The organism is Liquorilactobacillus hordei DSM 19519 (genome assembly GCF_019443985.1).
GTDB lineage: Bacteria > Bacillota > Bacilli > Lactobacillales > Lactobacillaceae > Liquorilactobacillus > Liquorilactobacillus hordei.
This window is the reverse complement of record NZ_CP049303.1, coordinates 1966735-1981705: the sequence shown is the minus strand read 5'-3', so window position 1 is coordinate 1981705 and position 14971 is coordinate 1966735. Positions and strand designations below refer to the sequence as shown.

The following is a 14971-nucleotide window of genomic DNA, read 5'->3' as shown; positions in this document are numbered from 1 at the left end:
GTTACTAGTCAGATAAATGTTATAATCATATAAAAGTGCATAAAAAGGAGCTATTACTTATGAAAGTTAGAAAAGCCGTTATCCCTGCCGCTGGTTTAGGAACTCGTTTTTTACCAGCAACTAAGGCACTTGCTAAAGAAATGTTACCAATAATTGATAAACCAACAATCCAGTATATTGTGGAAGAAGCAAAGAAATCTGGAATTGAGGATATCTTAGTTGTAACAGGAAAAGGTAAACGACCAATTGAAGATCATTTTGATTCTGTCCCTGAATTGGAACAAAATCTTAAAGAAAAAGGGAAGACAGAATTATTAAAGCTTGTTGAGCAAACAACAGATATCAACTTGTACTTTATTCGCCAATCACATCCTAGAGGACTTGGTGATGCTGTATTGATGGCTAAAGACTTTGTAGGAAATGAGCCTTTTGTTGTTATGCTGGGTGATGATTTGATGAGAGATAAGGTTCCGTTGACTAAACAGTTAATTGACCGCTATGATCAAACACATGCTTCAACACTTGCTGTAATGCGCGTACCTCATGAAGAAGTTAATAAATATGGTGTAATTGATCCAGGATCTGAAACAAGTAAAGGATTATTCGATGTAAAGCAATTTGTTGAAAAACCTGATGTTGATAAAGCACCTAGTGATCTTGCGATTATTGGTCGTTATCTTTTGACACCTGAAATTTTTGGGATGTTAGAAACACAAAAACCAGGTGCAGGTAATGAGATTCAATTGACAGATGCCATTGATCGACTAAACAAGATTCAACGAGTATTTGCACATGAATTTAAAGGTGAACGCTTTGATGTTGGATATAAGTTTGGCTATCTAAAAACTTCAATTCAGTTTGGTCTTGAACATCCTGAAGTTAAAGAAGATTTAATTGCTTATATTAAAGAATTATCAAAGAATTTAAAATAAAGAAATATTAGAAATAAAAAAGGATTCGTTTTTTAGACGAATCTTTTTTTATTTTTTTATTGAATTTATTTAAGATATATCTGATAATTAACTTTGAAGTCTTTTTTAGAAATTATACTGGGGGTATGGAAATGGCTAGAAAAAGAAGCCATACGAAAACGAATAAAAAAGTATTATGGGGAGCTATAACTGTAATTATTGTGGTTGTTATTTGTGTATTAGGGAGTACAAATGTTTTTGTTCGAAATAAACTTACAAGTGTCTTTAGTGATAATGTAAAGTCGCAAAAGGTAGAATATAAAAAACAACAAAGTATTGCTCAAAAAAAGTATGGGACAACGACCAAGGATGATAGTGAGAGTAACGAAGAGACCTCAGCAAGTAGTACAACAAGCAGCACAACAAGTAGTTCGGAATCAAATAAGAAAAAGAGTAGTACAACGTCTAGTAGTACAGAAACAAGCTCAAGTAGTGCCACTTCGTCTTCGACCTACAAGAGTTATGTGGTTGAATCTGGGGATACACTATCTAGCATTGCTAATAAGTATGGGACAACAGTTGCTAGGTTGATGACACTTAATAATTTGAGGACCGGAACTATTTCGACGGGAACCACTCTTCGTGTTCCGACAAGCACAATCTCATCGGGTACATCGAGCACGTCAAGTAGTGACTAGAGAGTTAGTTAGACAGCTTTATAAAAATGTTTTTAGATGTCGATTCTTAGTAATTAAGTTTTAATTTCTCCCGTGCTATAATTGGCACACGAACAAAGGGGGAATAAAAAATTAGAAAAAGAGAATTTAACACTACTGCAATTAAAGAAGTTGTAAAGGACTCAATAAAAAGAGCTTCCAATATTAATATCAATAACACATCTATTGTTATTGCTTACTATGCTTTGTTAGCAATTTTTCCATCGATAATTTTGATTGGGAACACGTTGCCATTGTTAAATATTAAGGCTGCTACAGTCTTAGTGTATTTGGAATCAGCAGTTCCAGCAACAATATATAAAACGTTATATCCGATTATAATTTCTTTCTTAGAGCGCAGTAGTGGAGGCTTGATTTCCGTGAGTGCTCTTGTAGCGTTATGGGCCGCAAGTCGAGGTGTTAATGCACTTAAACTGGCTTTTAATGAGACATATGGGGTTGAGGAGTCTCAAAATGCAGTTACTACCAGAATCATTTCATTTTTCTTAACGTTAATCTTTGTTTTCTTAATGAGTGCAATTATTTTGTTGTTTAGTTTTGGACAAAACATTCTTGATTATTTGACACCAATCTTTCAATTACCAAGAGAGTTGGGAAATGTTTTCAGCACATTAAAGTGGCCAGTTACCTTATTGGGATTATTTTTCATAATAAGCTTAATTTACTATTTTCTCCCAAATGCAAAGCTGCATTTACATCTGATTATACCTGGGGCAGTAATTGCCACATTAGGTTGGATTTTGTTGGCTCAAGGTTTTTCTATTTATGTGCGCTATTTTGCTAAATCTGTACTTAGTTATGGAACAATTGGCACGTTTATCGTGTTGCTGTTTTGGCTTAATTATTCTGGTTGGATCATTATGATAGGTGCGGTATTAAATGCATCTCTTGAAAAATATTTTTACAAGGAAATTAAGGTCAAAAGGGCTAAATTAAAAGAATACATCAAGAAAAAAGTAGAAAGTTAATTTTGGTTAGTGCTCGAATTTTCCCGCCTTGTGTCACACTCTAATTAAACGTGATCCACAAGGCAAAATTTTCCGTCTAACTTCAAATTACTCATAGCAAAGAACATGCTATGTTCGTAATTCTGGTTAGTACTCGAATTTTACCACCTTGTGTCACACTCTAAAGTTCATCGAGTTTATTAGTAATTTTGTCTAAAGCAAATCCTTTACGATAAAGGGTTTGCTTTATTTTTAATTTTTTCTGAGAATCTGTGAGATTACTCGTACTATATCTATTCCAAAGTTTTTCCAGCTGATTCGATAAAAGTTCATCTTCATGTGCTGGATTACTAGAAAAACTGGTAGAAAGGATGTTTTCAAATTCATCTGGACTAAATCCCTTCGCAATTAGTCGTTGTTTGACTTTCTGAATACGTATTCTAGAAGGTTGATTACGGTATTGATGGATGACTTTTGGAATTAAGCTTTCTAATTTATCAGATATGTTGGAGTGGTCGTAATCAAGTTTGGCTTGCTCAATATCATTTTCTGGAATTCCTTTTGCTCGTAAATTATTTCTAATAATATTGAACCCCTTGTCTGATGTATTTACCATTGTTCGTACGTAACTAGATGCATATTTTGTGTCATCCAAGAGATTGTAGGCACGGAGCTTTTTTTTCACTTTTTCGATTAAAAAAGAATTGTCAGAAATCTCTTTTAAGTGCTTATCAAGTTCTTGTTCACTCCTCAACTGGTAGCTTAGATAGTTTAGAGCTTTTTGGTATAATTTAGAAAATTCTTCAGAATTGATTAGTTGATTAATTTCTTCATCTGAAAGTTCTTGTCCTTTGTAGAGATGGTTTTCAACTAGTACGGTTTCTGAGACAGCAAAGCTATATTTACCGTCTATGAAAAGATTGAAGCGTCCAGGTTTTTTTTGAGCTTGAATTTTAGTTAAGATTTTGGGCATAATAAATTCCTTCCGCATATTTTTTATTTCCTACATATATTTTATAACATGTGAGTAAAAAAGATTAAATGATATAATTAAGCGATTAAGAAGAATGTAAGTTAAGGAGTTTAGTAATGCAATATAACAAAAGAAACCAAAATAAAACACAAAATTTGTTAGAAAAAGGAAAAAGATTCCCATTAACAATTAAACGCCTAGGTATTAATGGTGAGGGAATTGGATATTTTAAACACAAAGTTATTTTTGTTGAAGGTGCCTTGCCTAGCGAAGTAGTAGTAGTTGAGGTTGTGGAAGATAATGGTAAATACGCTACTGCAAAGATTCACAAAATTAGAACGGAAAGTCCTTATAGAATTGAGAAAAAAGATGATTATGATGTTGGTGGAATAGAACTAGAGCATCTCAATTATGAAGAACAACTGAAATTTAAGAGAGATGTTGTCTTGCAAGCACTAGAAAAGTTTAAACCACAAGGATATCAAAAGTTTAAATTATTACCGACAATTGGGATGAAGTACCCATTTGAATATAGAAATAAGGCACAATTTCAAGTGAGAAAAACCTCTGATGGAAAAGTAATTGCGGGTTTGTACAAACGAGGAACTCATGACTTAGTAGATCTTCCAACTTTTAGCACACAAAGACCACTGACAATGAAAATAATTAGGGAAATTTGTAAATACCTCGAAGAATTAGAGGTGCCTGTTTATGATGAAAAAAATAATTCTGGAATTATAAAAACAATTGTTGTCCGAGAATCTTTTGCAACTAAAGAAGTACAAGTCGTTTTTATCACGAATTCAGAGAAGCTACCCAAGAAGCATTTACTTCTAGAAAAAATTGAGACTAACCTATCTGAAGTTACTTCAGTTTTACAAAATGTAAATAAAGGTAAGAGTTCACTAGTGTGGGGAGATAAAACACAATTACTCAGTGGCGCTGAATATATTACAGAAAAATTAGGTAGTGTTGAGTTTAGATTATCAGCGCGTGCTTTCTTTCAATTAAACCCTTATCAGACACTAAAAATGTATGAAGAGGTTAAAAAGGCTCTTGATTTAAGCAAGACAGAAACTTTAATTGATGCATATTGTGGTGTAGGAACAATTGGATTATTTGTAGCAGGTAATACTAATGAAGTTCGCGGAATGGATATAACTCCTGAGGCAATTGAAGATGCAAAACTCAATGCAAAATTGAATAAAAAAAGCAATTTTTTATATACAGTTGGAAAAGCAGAAGATTTAATTCCAAAATGGCAGAAAAATGAGTTTGTTTTTGATGCGCTCGTAGTGGATCCACCAAGAACAGGATTGGATGAAAAGTTAATTAAAACGATTTTAAAAGCAAAACCACAAAAATTCGTATATGTATCATGCAACCCTTCAACTCTTGCTCGTGATTTAAAAGAACTTACACAGATATATTATGTTGACTATATTCAGTCAATCGATATGTTTCCGCAAACAGCAAGGTGTGAAGCTGTTGTAAAATTATCTAGAAGATCACAAAAAAGTTAATTACTTGATTTGAAATTTAGTTTTAACACTTTTTAAGAAAAAGTCGTTGAAAGTTATAAATAATAATTAATTATTTTTTGGGTTTTATTGAATAAATTTGATATAATGATTAATGATGACGGTGTAAGTTACACCTTGTGTTTATAGAAGGCAGGTTTTAACCATGCATCAGGCAAAAGAACCAAAGGAAGGTGATTTTATCACCATCAAAAGTTATAAACACGACGGTAGTTTGCATCGAACGTGGCGAGAGACAATGGTACTTAAAACCAGTGAAAATGTTCTGATTGGTTGTAATGATCATACGCTTGTAACTGAATCCGACGGTCGTCGATGGGTTACACGCGAACCAGCATTAGTTTATTTCCATAAACATTACTGGTTTAATATAATTGCAATGATTAGAGACAATGGAATTTCGTATTATTGTAATCTTGCTTCACCAGCGATTTTGGACCGTGAAGCACTAAAATATATCGATTATGATCTAGATGTCAAAGTTTTCCCAAATGGGGAGAAGAAACTGCTTGATGTTGATGAATATGAGGATCATGGGACTAAATGGAATTATTCAAAGGACACAGATAAAATTCTGAAACACAATGTACTTACACTTGTCGATTGGATTGATAACCAAAAAGGCCCTTTTTCTGAAGAATACATCAAGATTTGGTATAATCGTTATTTAGAATTGTCGCGGCGTATGTAGGCGTTGAGTTATAACTGAGGGGGGAGCTGTGACAAAACTGTTGTTTTGTGGCAGCTCCTTTGCCATTAAGATCAGTATAGCGACTATCAATCAGAATACATTTAGTCAAAAAATGTAAATTAGCATTCAGCTGTTACTTAATAAAAGGATATATTCTGATTTTATAGTAAAGGTAAAGCTGACAAATAATATATGAGGATGAACAATAATGTTTGAAAAATTAAAAAGTTCAAAATTAATCTATGTAACAACTGAGGCGCTTTTAATTGCAACGTTAATATGGGTATGTACTAAAATAAGTTTTATCTTTGAACCAGTAGGAACTTTTATCTCAACTTTGTTTGTTCCCGTAATAATCTCTGGGTTTTTATACTATCTGTTAAAACCGGTAGTTAAATTTCTAATGAAAATAAAAATAGGTAAGTTTTATTTGAATAGAACTATTTCTGTGACAATTGTATTTTTATTATTAATAGCAATAGTTGCTGCTGCCTTGGCGTTTGTGATTCCCATATTGGTATCGCAGATAGGACAACTGATTTCAAACTCACCTAACTACATCAGAGCAGTTCAAAAAATGACGAATGGTTATTATGATGATTTTTCGCGACAAGAATGGGTAAAGCAATTAAATATTAGCAGTTATATCAGTACCATAGAGAAAAATCTATTGAAATATGTTGAAGGTTTCTTGAACACTGTTACTAAAAGTCTTGGATCAATAATTGGGATGGTGACGAGTATTACAGTCACAGCTATAACTGTTCCATTCATGCTATTTTATATGTTAAAAGACGGCCATCGGTTGATTCCAAATATTCAAAAAATTATGCCTAATAAGCATGGAAAACAAGTTGAGATTCTATTGGGAAAAATGGGTGAGACTATCTCAAAATATATTGCAGGGCAGTTTATTGAATGTGCATTTGTAGCAACATTTACCACGTTAGGTTATTTTATGATTGGAATGCCTTATGCTCTCTTATTGGGAGTGATGGCTGCCTTTACTAATCTTATCCCATATTTAGGACCGTACATTGGTGTTTTACCCGCCTTATTACTGGCAGTTTCAATTTCACCAAAGATGGTGATGTTGGTTATTATTGTGTGTATTACAGTGCAACAATTTGATGGAAATCTGATTTATCCAAATGTAATTGGAAAAACGCTTGATATTCATCCGTTAACTATTATTGTATTGTTGTTAGTTGCAGGTAATTTAGCCGGACTAATGGGAATGATTCTGGCGATTCCTTTTTATGCAGTTTTAAAAGTTGTAATCAAATACTTCAGAGATATTTATCTGTTGAACAAGAAAGAAAACAATTCTCATGAATAGTTTAAGATCCCTTTATTGAAATTGACGTGGAATATAGTATCTTGTAACATAACAGTAGATGAGACAGAAAAGTTTTGGGTGAAATTATGAAAAAAATAGAATTGAAATACATTACAAAAAGCACACCGTTACTTATTGATAAAAAAGAAGTTGTTAAATCCAAATTATCTGCAACTGAAAATAAAAATTTTTGGGAGCTACGAGGTGTTAATCTTAGCATTAGCCCAGGTGAGGCAATCGGTTTATTAGGTAATAATGGCTCAGGAAAGACAGCCTTGATAGATATTTTAGCTGGAAAAGAAAAGCAGACAACTGGCTTTATTACAATGGATGCACATACTAGTATAGCAACAACTAGATATGGAATGGACAAAAATGTTACTGGTTTAGAAAATATAAAACATGCGGTTTCTTCTGCGAATTTAGATGAATTTAAGGCAAATCATGTAATAAATGCGATTATCAACTTTAGTGATTTAGGAGAATGGTTATATTGTCCTGTAAGAACTTTTTCTACTGGTCTTTATGCTAGATTATCGATATCAATTGCACTTTTCGTTAAACCAGAACTTATTTTAATAGACAGTATTTTTGGTAGTTTAGATCTTGCTTTTTTCAAAAAGGTAAGTGATAAGATTCAAAGGTTAAAAGATATTGGTGTATCTTTTGTTATTTCCGACATTAATGTTGTTAATATTGAGCGCTTTTGTGAACGTACTCTTTGGTTGGACTTTGGTCAAGTACAAGATTTTGGTTCGACTCGTGAAATCATGGTGCAATATGAGTATTCTTTTGGTTGGGTACAGTCGTTAACAGCGTCAGAAAAAACAGACTATTTGGCAAAAAAGCAAATTGAACGAGAATCTTTCGATGTAAGTACTGTATATGAAGAATTTAAAATTGAACAGTTTAAAAATGGTTTTACACGAAAAGACGAGCCAAAAATGCGCAACGCTTTTTACAAAGAACGTGGAGCTGATCCTGTTAAACTACTTGCAGATAAAAATAGTCAGGAAAAAGTAGCAGTTAAACAAACAAAGAAGAAAAATAACCGGCTGAAATTAGCGGGTCTTATTGTTGTGTTATTGTTACTAGGTGGTGGGATATACGAGGTAGCTTTTGCAAAAGAAAGTGCATGGAACTATATACAAGATAGATTCACACAGAATAGTAGCAAATCTACGGCCAGTTCAAAATCTAAGTCTAAACAAAAAAACAGTTCTAAGGCAGAGTCTTTGTCTAGTAGTCAAAAAGCTTCCACAAAGGCTGAAACTAAAAAAGAAAAAGCAGCAAAGAAGGCAAGCTCGGAAAGTGCTAAGGCTGCCAGTGCAAGTTCCGCAAGTGTTGCAGCAGCTAGTTCAGCCAGTGCCAAAGCGTCGAGTGAGAGTGTTCAAAAATTAAAAGATAATACACAAACTATCAATGTCCAAAGTGGAGATACCTTGGAAGGCTTAGCAAGTAAATATAGTACAACGGTTGACAATATTATGACAATTAACGATTTTACTTCAAATAGTGACTTAAAAGCAGGAGATGTTATTCGAGTTCCAAAATGACCTTGATTGCAGATAAAGTGTGTATGTTATATAATCAGAAATTAATATCAACTTTTTAACAACTGGAGAGAAAATATAAAATGAATTCAGAGCCTGGACTTGTTGGTTCGTTACTTATGGGAATTGCTATCGTGTTACTTTTTAACGCGGGGATAATCTTAAGTATCATTAGAAACTACCAACTTTTTGACAGAATTGAACAGCACAATGAAAGAATAACATCCTTTAAAAAAATTAGGACAGGAGTTAGTTTTTCCTTTGTTTTTTTGTTAGTTGTTGGGGCATTATTAAGTGTAATCGCGGCTAGTAAGTTAAAAATGATTGTTATGGAAAATAGCATACTGGTTTTCTTAATTATTAGTGTAATATTAACAATTTTTCCAATTTTTATAGCAGATGTCTTGGAGAAAGTATATAAAAAAAATGGTTCACAACTTTTTTTTCACTTTTTGGGATATACAATTATAATCGGTTATCTTTTTATGCCATTTCAAAAACTGCATGATATGGTGATGTCAAATAAGAACGGTAGTGCAAGCTTTGATGAAGAAGGTAATATTACACCAGTTGAAGCTCTGGGAGCATTGATTTCTCCTGAAAATAAGGAAAATGAATTGAGGCCTGAAGCTTTCGACATGATCAAAGGTGTTCTTTCGATGCGTGAAAAATTAGCAAAAGAAGTTATGGTACCACGAACTGATGCATTTATGATTGATATTCAAAATGATAATGATCGAAATATTGATGCAATTTTGCAGATGCAATATTCAAGGATTCCTGTTTATAACGAGGGAAAAGATGATATAGTTGGAATTGTGCATATCAAGAATATTTTGAAAACTGCTCGTGAGGAAGGCTTTGACCATATCACGATTAGAAAGGTTATGCAGCCAGCTTTGTTCATACCTGAGACTATGGCAATAGATGAAGTAATGCTTGAAATGAAAAAAACGCAAAATCAATTGGCAATTCTTTTTGATGAATATGGTGGAGTTGTTGGTTTAGTTACGTTAGAGGACCTTTTAGAAGAAATAGTAGGTGAAATAGATGATGAATCAGATCAGCCAGAACAAGATTATCACAAGATTTCTGACAGTGAATTCATTGTGCAAGGTAAATTATCATTAGATGATTTCAACGATGAGTTTATGACGAATTTTGAAATGAATGATGTAGATACTATTGCGGGATTTATGATTGCAAAACTAGGATATATTCCAGAAGACGATAGTCAAGAGAGCGTTGAGATTGATGGTATTAAGCTAATAACCGAAAAAGTTGATGATTCTCGCATTATGGAGATTAAGATTGAGCTTACCCCTGCATTAGCAATAGCACATGTTCAACGTGAAAAAAGGGTTTAGATTTAATTGGTAGAAGAAAGAGGAAAAATATGAATAATCAAGATTTAGCAGCGTCGGTTAATAGTAGGCGAACGTTTGCAATTATTTCCCATCCTGATGCTGGGAAAACTACTATAACCGAGCAATTATTACTATTTGGTGGAGTTTTGCGTAAGGCGGGAACTGTAAAAGCAAAAAAATCAGGAAGTTTTGCAAAGTCTGACTGGATGGAAATTGAAAAGAAACGTGGGATTTCTGTTACTAGTTCAGTAATGCAGTTTGATTATGCAGATAAGCGAATTAATATTTTGGATACACCAGGACATGAGGATTTTTCGGAAGATACTTATCGAACGTTAATGGCAGTTGACTCAGCCGTGATGGTAATTGATTCGGCTAAGGGGATTGAACCTCAGACAAAGAAGCTTTTTCAGGTATGTAAAATGCGAGGAATTCCAATTTTTACCTTTATCAATAAATTAGATAGAGATGGAAAAGATCCGTTGGAATTAATTGCGGAGTTGGAAGATGTTTTGGGGATAGGTGCTTTCCCAATGAACTGGCCTATAGGAATGGGTAAGGGATTAAAGGGACTTTATGATATTTTCAATCAGCGTATTGAATTGTATCGCAAAGAAGATCAGGGAGAAAGTTACCTTGAGTTAGATGATAATGGAGAATTGCGTGAAGATAATCCATTGAAGGAAGAAAGTATTTACCAACAGGTACTTGAAGAAGTTGAATTATTAAAGGATGCAGGCAATCAAATGAATGAAGAAAAGATTGCTGCAGGAAAGCTTACCCCTGTTTTCTTTGGTTCTGCGCTAACTAATTTTGGGGTAAAGACATTTTTAGATGCGTATTTAAAATTTGCTCCTGCACCTGCAGCACATCGGGATGAAGCAGGTGAGAAAATTAGTCCAGTTTCTAATGACTTTTCTGGTTTTGTTTTTAAAATACAGGCTAATATGAATCCAAATCATCGTGATAGGATTGCTTTTGTGCGTATTTGTGCAGGAGAATTCGAAAGAGGGATGGATGTTACATTAGCACGTGACTCTAAAAAAATAAGATTGTCGAATTCAACACAGTTTATGGCAGACTCTAGAGAAACATTAGAGACTGCTGTTGCGGGCGATATCATTGGACTTTATGATACTGGTAATTTTCAAATTGGTGATACTATTTTTGCTGGTAAACATAAAATTCAATATGAAAAATTACCACAGTTTACTCCTGAAATTTTCGTAAGAGTTACGGCTAAAAATGTTATGAAACAAAAGTCGTTTCACAAAGGCATTGCACAGCTTGTTCAGGAAGGTGCTGTACAACTGTATCAAAGTTATAGCACAAATGATTATATTTTAGGTGCGGTCGGTCAACTTCAATTTGAGGTTTTCCAGTTTAGAATGTTAAACGAGTACCATTCTGAGGTTGTAATGACACCAATGGGTAGGAAAATTGCGCGTTGGATAGACCCAGAGCAATTAGACGAGAAGATGTCGTCTTCACGAAACATATTGGTGAAGGACCGTCAAGGTCTGCCGTTGTTTTTGTTTGAAAATGAATTCTCAGAGCGTTGGTTTGCTGATAAATACCCGAATGTAAAGTTGTCAGCAAAATTATAAAAATGTGCATTAATTTAAATTAGCATAGAAAGTCTTGTAAGGGGACTAGGTCAAAATGAAGTGCCATAAAAAAGTTAGACAAATTTGAATTGAATTATGCAATGACGGTCTGATTCCTGTATTCAACAGGCGTTAGGCCATTTTTGTTCATGGAAATCCGTTCATTGTTATACCAATCAGTGTATTCTGCTACAACTTTGACTAATTCATCAATGTTGTTAATGCGAATACGATTCAGACATTCTCGTTTCATTAGGTTAAAGAAACTTTCAATTGGCGCGTTGTCATGACAATTACCTTTACGTGACATACTTTGGGTAATGTTCATTCTGTTTAAGGCTTTACGATAAGCTTTTTGCTGATATTGCCAGCCTTGATCAGAATGTAAGATTGCTGCTGATCCGGGCGTAATCCATGATTCTAATTCATCTAATGTATCTTGTATCAAGGCCATATTGGGTGATGTACTAGCTTTGGCGACAAGGATTTCACCACTTGCTTCATCAGTGACACATGATAAATAACCCCATTTACCATCAACTAGCCTAATTTGTGTTATATCGGTATGGAACACGGTTAATGGTGTGGTTTGATTGAAATTTTGTTTAATAATATTAGGTGCAATGCGTCCAACTTGCCCTTTGTATGACGAATACTGGGAAGTGTGCTTCGAATACACACCAACTTTAAGCCCTAAAAGACTCATAAGACTTCTAATTGTTTCGCGGCATAACGTATAACCAGCTTTTAACGCCATCGCATATACTCGTCGATATCCATACGTCTCATGGCTTTCGTGGTAAACATGTTCAATGAACAATTTTATATTTTTATACTTGTCAGGTCTCTTCATCCGTTTTCGTTGATCGTAGTAAGTAGCTCGTGGTAATTTGAATTGTTCTAATAATATTTGTAGTTTGTATTGCGACCTTAAGGAGTCCACGATAACTGTTTTTTCGCGACTTGTTAATGCTTGCGTTGATTGTGCCTCATGGCCGCTAATGCTTTTAAAATATCACGTTCCATTTCAGTTTCCTGAAGTTGTGCTTTGAGTTTGAGAATTTCCTCTTTATACTTTTCCTCGGCCGACGGGTTAAGTTTCTTGTTTGTTGATTTAGTCATACTTGCAGGCCTCCCTCGAGGCCTTTTACGTAAACCAGCAGCACCCATTTTTTGGAATGTATTCACCCATGAATTTACCCGGCTGAATGTAATACCAAAATGGGCAGCGACTGCCATTTGGCTGACCTCATGTGTTTTTACATAGTTTACCACAAAAAGCTTGAAATCTTGTGAGTAAACTTTTTTGGTATGTTGCGCTTTGAGAGATGACAATCCATGCACGCTTGCTTGCAGAACCCATTTTCGAATAGTTATCATACTTGGGATATTGTATTTACGCATTAAATCAGGGTAAGAAACGTCTCCATTCCAGTACTCTTGAACCAATTTAACTTTGAATTCAAATGTATATTTAGTCATAAAAAAGCGCTCCATAATAATTAGATTTTTGTCTAACTATTATGGGGCACTTCAAAAGTTTAATTTTTGATCTAGTCCCCTTATGTAGTTACGAATAAAAGTGTTGTATAAGCCAAAATTTCTTGGCTAAATTGTTCAACTTATGCCGTATCCCATTTTAATTGCTAATGTGATCTTAAAAATTAGCGTAAGAACAGATTCTTTAGAATGTTCGACTCTGAATATTATTTTTTAAACTGTTTTAGATATCGACTAGCAAGTAATTTATGAAATTTAACTCCTAGGGTTGGATTAGCTGCATCGATATCTGCATACATAGCTGTTGTGATTTTTGTTAGTAATGGCATTAGTTGATCTATTTCAGACTCAGAGAGGGAATTAACAAACGGAGGGACTTCTTGATAGGCCGATTCAATTTCTTGCCTGCCAGCGTTAGTTAAATTCACTAAATTAACACGTCGATCTTTTTGTGATTTGGTCAAAGTTACTAGTTTGCGTTTAGCTAATTTAGAGACAAATTCACCAGTAGACTGGGGCGACATCCCTAGGCGAGTTGCGAGTTGACGTTGCGATAGATGATTTTCGTCGGCCAAGGCTAACAGTATTTTCCCTTGACCTTCAACTGTTAACCGAGGGCGTGCTTGTTTAACAATGTCATCATATATTTTACTTAGTTGTTCATATTCGGCCAATTTTCCTGCAATCAATTCCGCCTTGATTCTATTTGTCATGATTATTCTTATACTCCTCATTGTTTTCTCTAGTATACACCATGCACAAAGGATTAAACAAAAGGCCTTGACATTTTAATCAGGGGACCTTATCATAAAACAAATCAGGTACCCTGATTATAATGTGAGGAGATGCTAAGATGTATGATGAAAATGCAATCGAAGTAAGAAATGTTCAAAAAAAATTTGCAGAAAAAACTGCAGTGCAAGATATTTCTTTTACTGTAAAAAAAGGAGAAATATTTGGTTTACTGGGTCCAAATGGAGCTGGAAAAACGACATTATTAAAAATGGTAACAACTTTATTACATCAAGATACGGGAGAAATTTTGTTGAATGGATTTAATACGGTCACAGAAAGGCGCATGGCTCGCCAACAATTTAGTGTGACTGGTCAGACTACGGCAATTGATCAGGATTTGAGTGCACGTGAGAATTTATTGATATTTGCTAGACTAAATGGATTGTCAAGAAGGGTTGCACAGATTCGTGCAGCAGAATTATTAACCGATTTTGACTTAATCAATTCAGCAGATCAAGCATTGGTAACATTTTCTGGTGGGATGCGGCGTCGTTTAGATTTAGCAGTTAGCTTGATTGGAAGTCCAAGTATTCTATTTTTGGATGAGCCAACAACAGGACTAGATCCAAGAACACGAATACAGATGTGGCAGGCTATTCAAAAACTGGTAGCAAATGGTTCGACAGTTTTGTTAACTACTCAGTATTTGGAAGAAGCAGATCAATTAGCGGATAGGATTGCACTCATTGATCATGGTGAAATGATTGTAACTGGGATACCCAAGGAATTAAAACAAAAAGTAGGTGGAACAAAACTTCAATTTGAGGTGTTAGATTTACAAAGACTTTCGCAAGCTCGTAACATTATGGAAAATATTGTAAAACAACATGTGAGCGTTGATGATCAAACCTTGATTGTGATATTTGATAGTACTGGTATGCAATTAGTTAATTCAATATTGAATCAACTTCAAGATTCGGGAATATTAATTACCAATTTGAGAATAGTTCCTCCCTCATTGGATGATGTTTTTTTGAAGATGACCGTTGGTAAAAACTAAGGAGAAAAAT

General features: G+C 34.3%; 14 protein-coding genes. 10 read left to right on the top strand and 4 right to left on the bottom strand.

Annotation, left to right across the window (positions count from 1 at the left end; translation table 11 throughout):
- The first annotated feature begins 59 nt into the window (after positions 1-59).
- The 3 genes from galU (at position 60) to G6O70_RS10975 (ending at position 2616) form a co-directional block, all read left to right on the top strand.
- A complete protein-coding gene (galU, locus tag G6O70_RS10985) occupies positions 60-932 on the top strand; it encodes a UTP--glucose-1-phosphate uridylyltransferase GalU (protein WP_057869175.1) in 873 nt (290 codons plus the stop codon).
- A gap of 131 nt (positions 933-1063) precedes the next feature.
- Positions 1064-1609: a LysM peptidoglycan-binding domain-containing protein gene (locus G6O70_RS10980; protein WP_057869174.1), complete on the top strand. Its 546-nt coding sequence runs from the start codon at positions 1064-1066 to the stop codon at positions 1607-1609.
- A gap of 140 nt (positions 1610-1749) precedes the next feature.
- Complete coding sequence (locus G6O70_RS10975) at positions 1750-2616, top strand: YihY/virulence factor BrkB family protein (protein ID WP_187327471.1); 867 nt, start codon at positions 1750-1752, stop codon at positions 2614-2616.
- 160 nt (positions 2617-2776) lie between these two features.
- On the opposite strand, the gene G6O70_RS10970 is transcribed toward G6O70_RS10975, so the two are convergent.
- Positions 2777-3586, bottom strand: a complete 810-nt coding sequence (locus G6O70_RS10970; protein ID WP_258236137.1) for a RecX family transcriptional regulator — start codon at positions 3584-3586, stop codon at positions 2777-2779.
- 98 nt (positions 3587-3684) lie between these two features.
- Between G6O70_RS10970 and rlmD the strand changes: the two genes are divergently transcribed.
- The 6 genes from rlmD (at position 3685) to G6O70_RS10940 (ending at position 11666) form a co-directional block, all read left to right on the top strand.
- Positions 3685-5091: a 23S rRNA (uracil(1939)-C(5))-methyltransferase RlmD gene (gene rlmD / locus G6O70_RS10965; RefSeq protein ID WP_057869172.1), complete on the top strand. Its 1407-nt coding sequence runs from the start codon at positions 3685-3687 to the stop codon at positions 5089-5091.
- 163 nt (positions 5092-5254) lie between these two features.
- On the top strand, positions 5255-5800 hold the full coding sequence (ntdP, locus tag G6O70_RS10960; protein WP_057869171.1) for a nucleoside tri-diphosphate phosphatase: 546 nt from the start codon (positions 5255-5257) through the stop codon (positions 5798-5800).
- A gap of 208 nt (positions 5801-6008) precedes the next feature.
- Entirely contained in the window at positions 6009-7139 is a 1131-nt protein-coding gene (locus G6O70_RS10955) for an AI-2E family transporter (protein WP_057869170.1), read from the top strand.
- Positions 7140-7225: 86 nt separating this feature from the next.
- On the top strand, positions 7226-8695 hold the full coding sequence (locus G6O70_RS10950; RefSeq protein WP_057869243.1) for an ATP-binding cassette domain-containing protein: 1470 nt from the start codon (positions 7226-7228) through the stop codon (positions 8693-8695).
- An 80-nt stretch (positions 8696-8775) separates the two neighbouring features.
- Positions 8776-10059, top strand: coding sequence for a hemolysin family protein (locus G6O70_RS10945; RefSeq protein ID WP_057869169.1), 1284 nt, complete (start codon positions 8776-8778; stop codon positions 10057-10059).
- A gap of 29 nt (positions 10060-10088) precedes the next feature.
- Complete coding sequence (locus G6O70_RS10940) at positions 10089-11666, top strand: peptide chain release factor 3 (RefSeq protein WP_057869168.1); 1578 nt, start codon at positions 10089-10091, stop codon at positions 11664-11666.
- Positions 11667-11760: 94 nt separating this feature from the next.
- Here the strand turns inward: G6O70_RS10940 and G6O70_RS10935 are convergent, their stop codons facing one another.
- The 3 genes from G6O70_RS10935 to G6O70_RS10925 form a co-directional block, all read right to left on the bottom strand.
- Positions 11761-12609 (bottom strand): IS3 family transposase, encoded by an 849-nt coding sequence (locus tag G6O70_RS10935; protein ID WP_219934273.1) that lies wholly within the window; start codon positions 12607-12609, stop codon positions 11761-11763.
- Positions 12610-12632: 23 nt separating this feature from the next.
- A complete protein-coding gene (locus G6O70_RS10930) occupies positions 12633-13148 on the bottom strand; it encodes a helix-turn-helix domain-containing protein (protein ID WP_258236136.1) in 516 nt (171 codons plus the stop codon).
- Between the two features lie 224 nt (positions 13149-13372).
- Positions 13373-13879 carry a MarR family winged helix-turn-helix transcriptional regulator gene (locus G6O70_RS10925; protein WP_057870162.1) on the bottom strand — a complete coding sequence of 169 codons (507 nt, stop codon included), beginning with the start codon at positions 13877-13879 and terminating at the stop codon, positions 13373-13375.
- A gap of 140 nt (positions 13880-14019) precedes the next feature.
- Between G6O70_RS10925 and G6O70_RS10920 the strand changes: the two genes are divergently transcribed.
- Entirely contained in the window at positions 14020-14961 is a 942-nt protein-coding gene (locus tag G6O70_RS10920) for an ATP-binding cassette domain-containing protein (protein WP_057870163.1), read from the top strand.
- Positions 14962-14971: the final 10 nt, after the last annotated feature.

Excerpts from the sequence above, each read along its gene's own strand:
- G6O70_RS10970 (WP_258236137.1), bottom strand. The coding sequence starts at position 3,586 with ATGCGGAAGGAATTTATTATGCCCAAAATCTTAACTAAAATTCAAGCT.
- ntdP (WP_057869171.1), top strand. The coding sequence starts at position 5,255 with ATGCATCAGGCAAAAGAACCAAAGGAAGGTGATTTTATCACCATCAAA.
- G6O70_RS10980 (WP_057869174.1), top strand. The coding sequence starts at position 1,064 with ATGGCTAGAAAAAGAAGCCATACGAAAACGAATAAAAAAGTATTATGG.
- G6O70_RS10940 (WP_057869168.1), top strand. The coding sequence starts at position 10,089 with ATGAATAATCAAGATTTAGCAGCGTCGGTTAATAGTAGGCGAACGTTT.
- G6O70_RS10925 (WP_057870162.1), bottom strand. The coding sequence starts at position 13,879 with ATGACAAATAGAATCAAGGCGGAATTGATTGCAGGAAAATTGGCCGAA.
- rlmD (WP_057869172.1), top strand. The coding sequence starts at position 3,685 with ATGCAATATAACAAAAGAAACCAAAATAAAACACAAAATTTGTTAGAA.
- G6O70_RS10930 (WP_258236136.1), bottom strand. The coding sequence starts at position 13,148 with ATGACTAAATATACATTTGAATTCAAAGTTAAATTGGTTCAAGAGTAC.
- G6O70_RS10955 (WP_057869170.1), top strand. The coding sequence starts at position 6,009 with ATGTTTGAAAAATTAAAAAGTTCAAAATTAATCTATGTAACAACTGAG.
- G6O70_RS10945 (WP_057869169.1), top strand. The coding sequence starts at position 8,776 with ATGAATTCAGAGCCTGGACTTGTTGGTTCGTTACTTATGGGAATTGCT.
- galU (WP_057869175.1), top strand. The coding sequence starts at position 60 with ATGAAAGTTAGAAAAGCCGTTATCCCTGCCGCTGGTTTAGGAACTCGT.
- G6O70_RS10950 (WP_057869243.1), top strand. The coding sequence starts at position 7,226 with ATGAAAAAAATAGAATTGAAATACATTACAAAAAGCACACCGTTACTT.
- G6O70_RS10920 (WP_057870163.1), top strand. The coding sequence starts at position 14,020 with ATGTATGATGAAAATGCAATCGAAGTAAGAAATGTTCAAAAAAAATTT.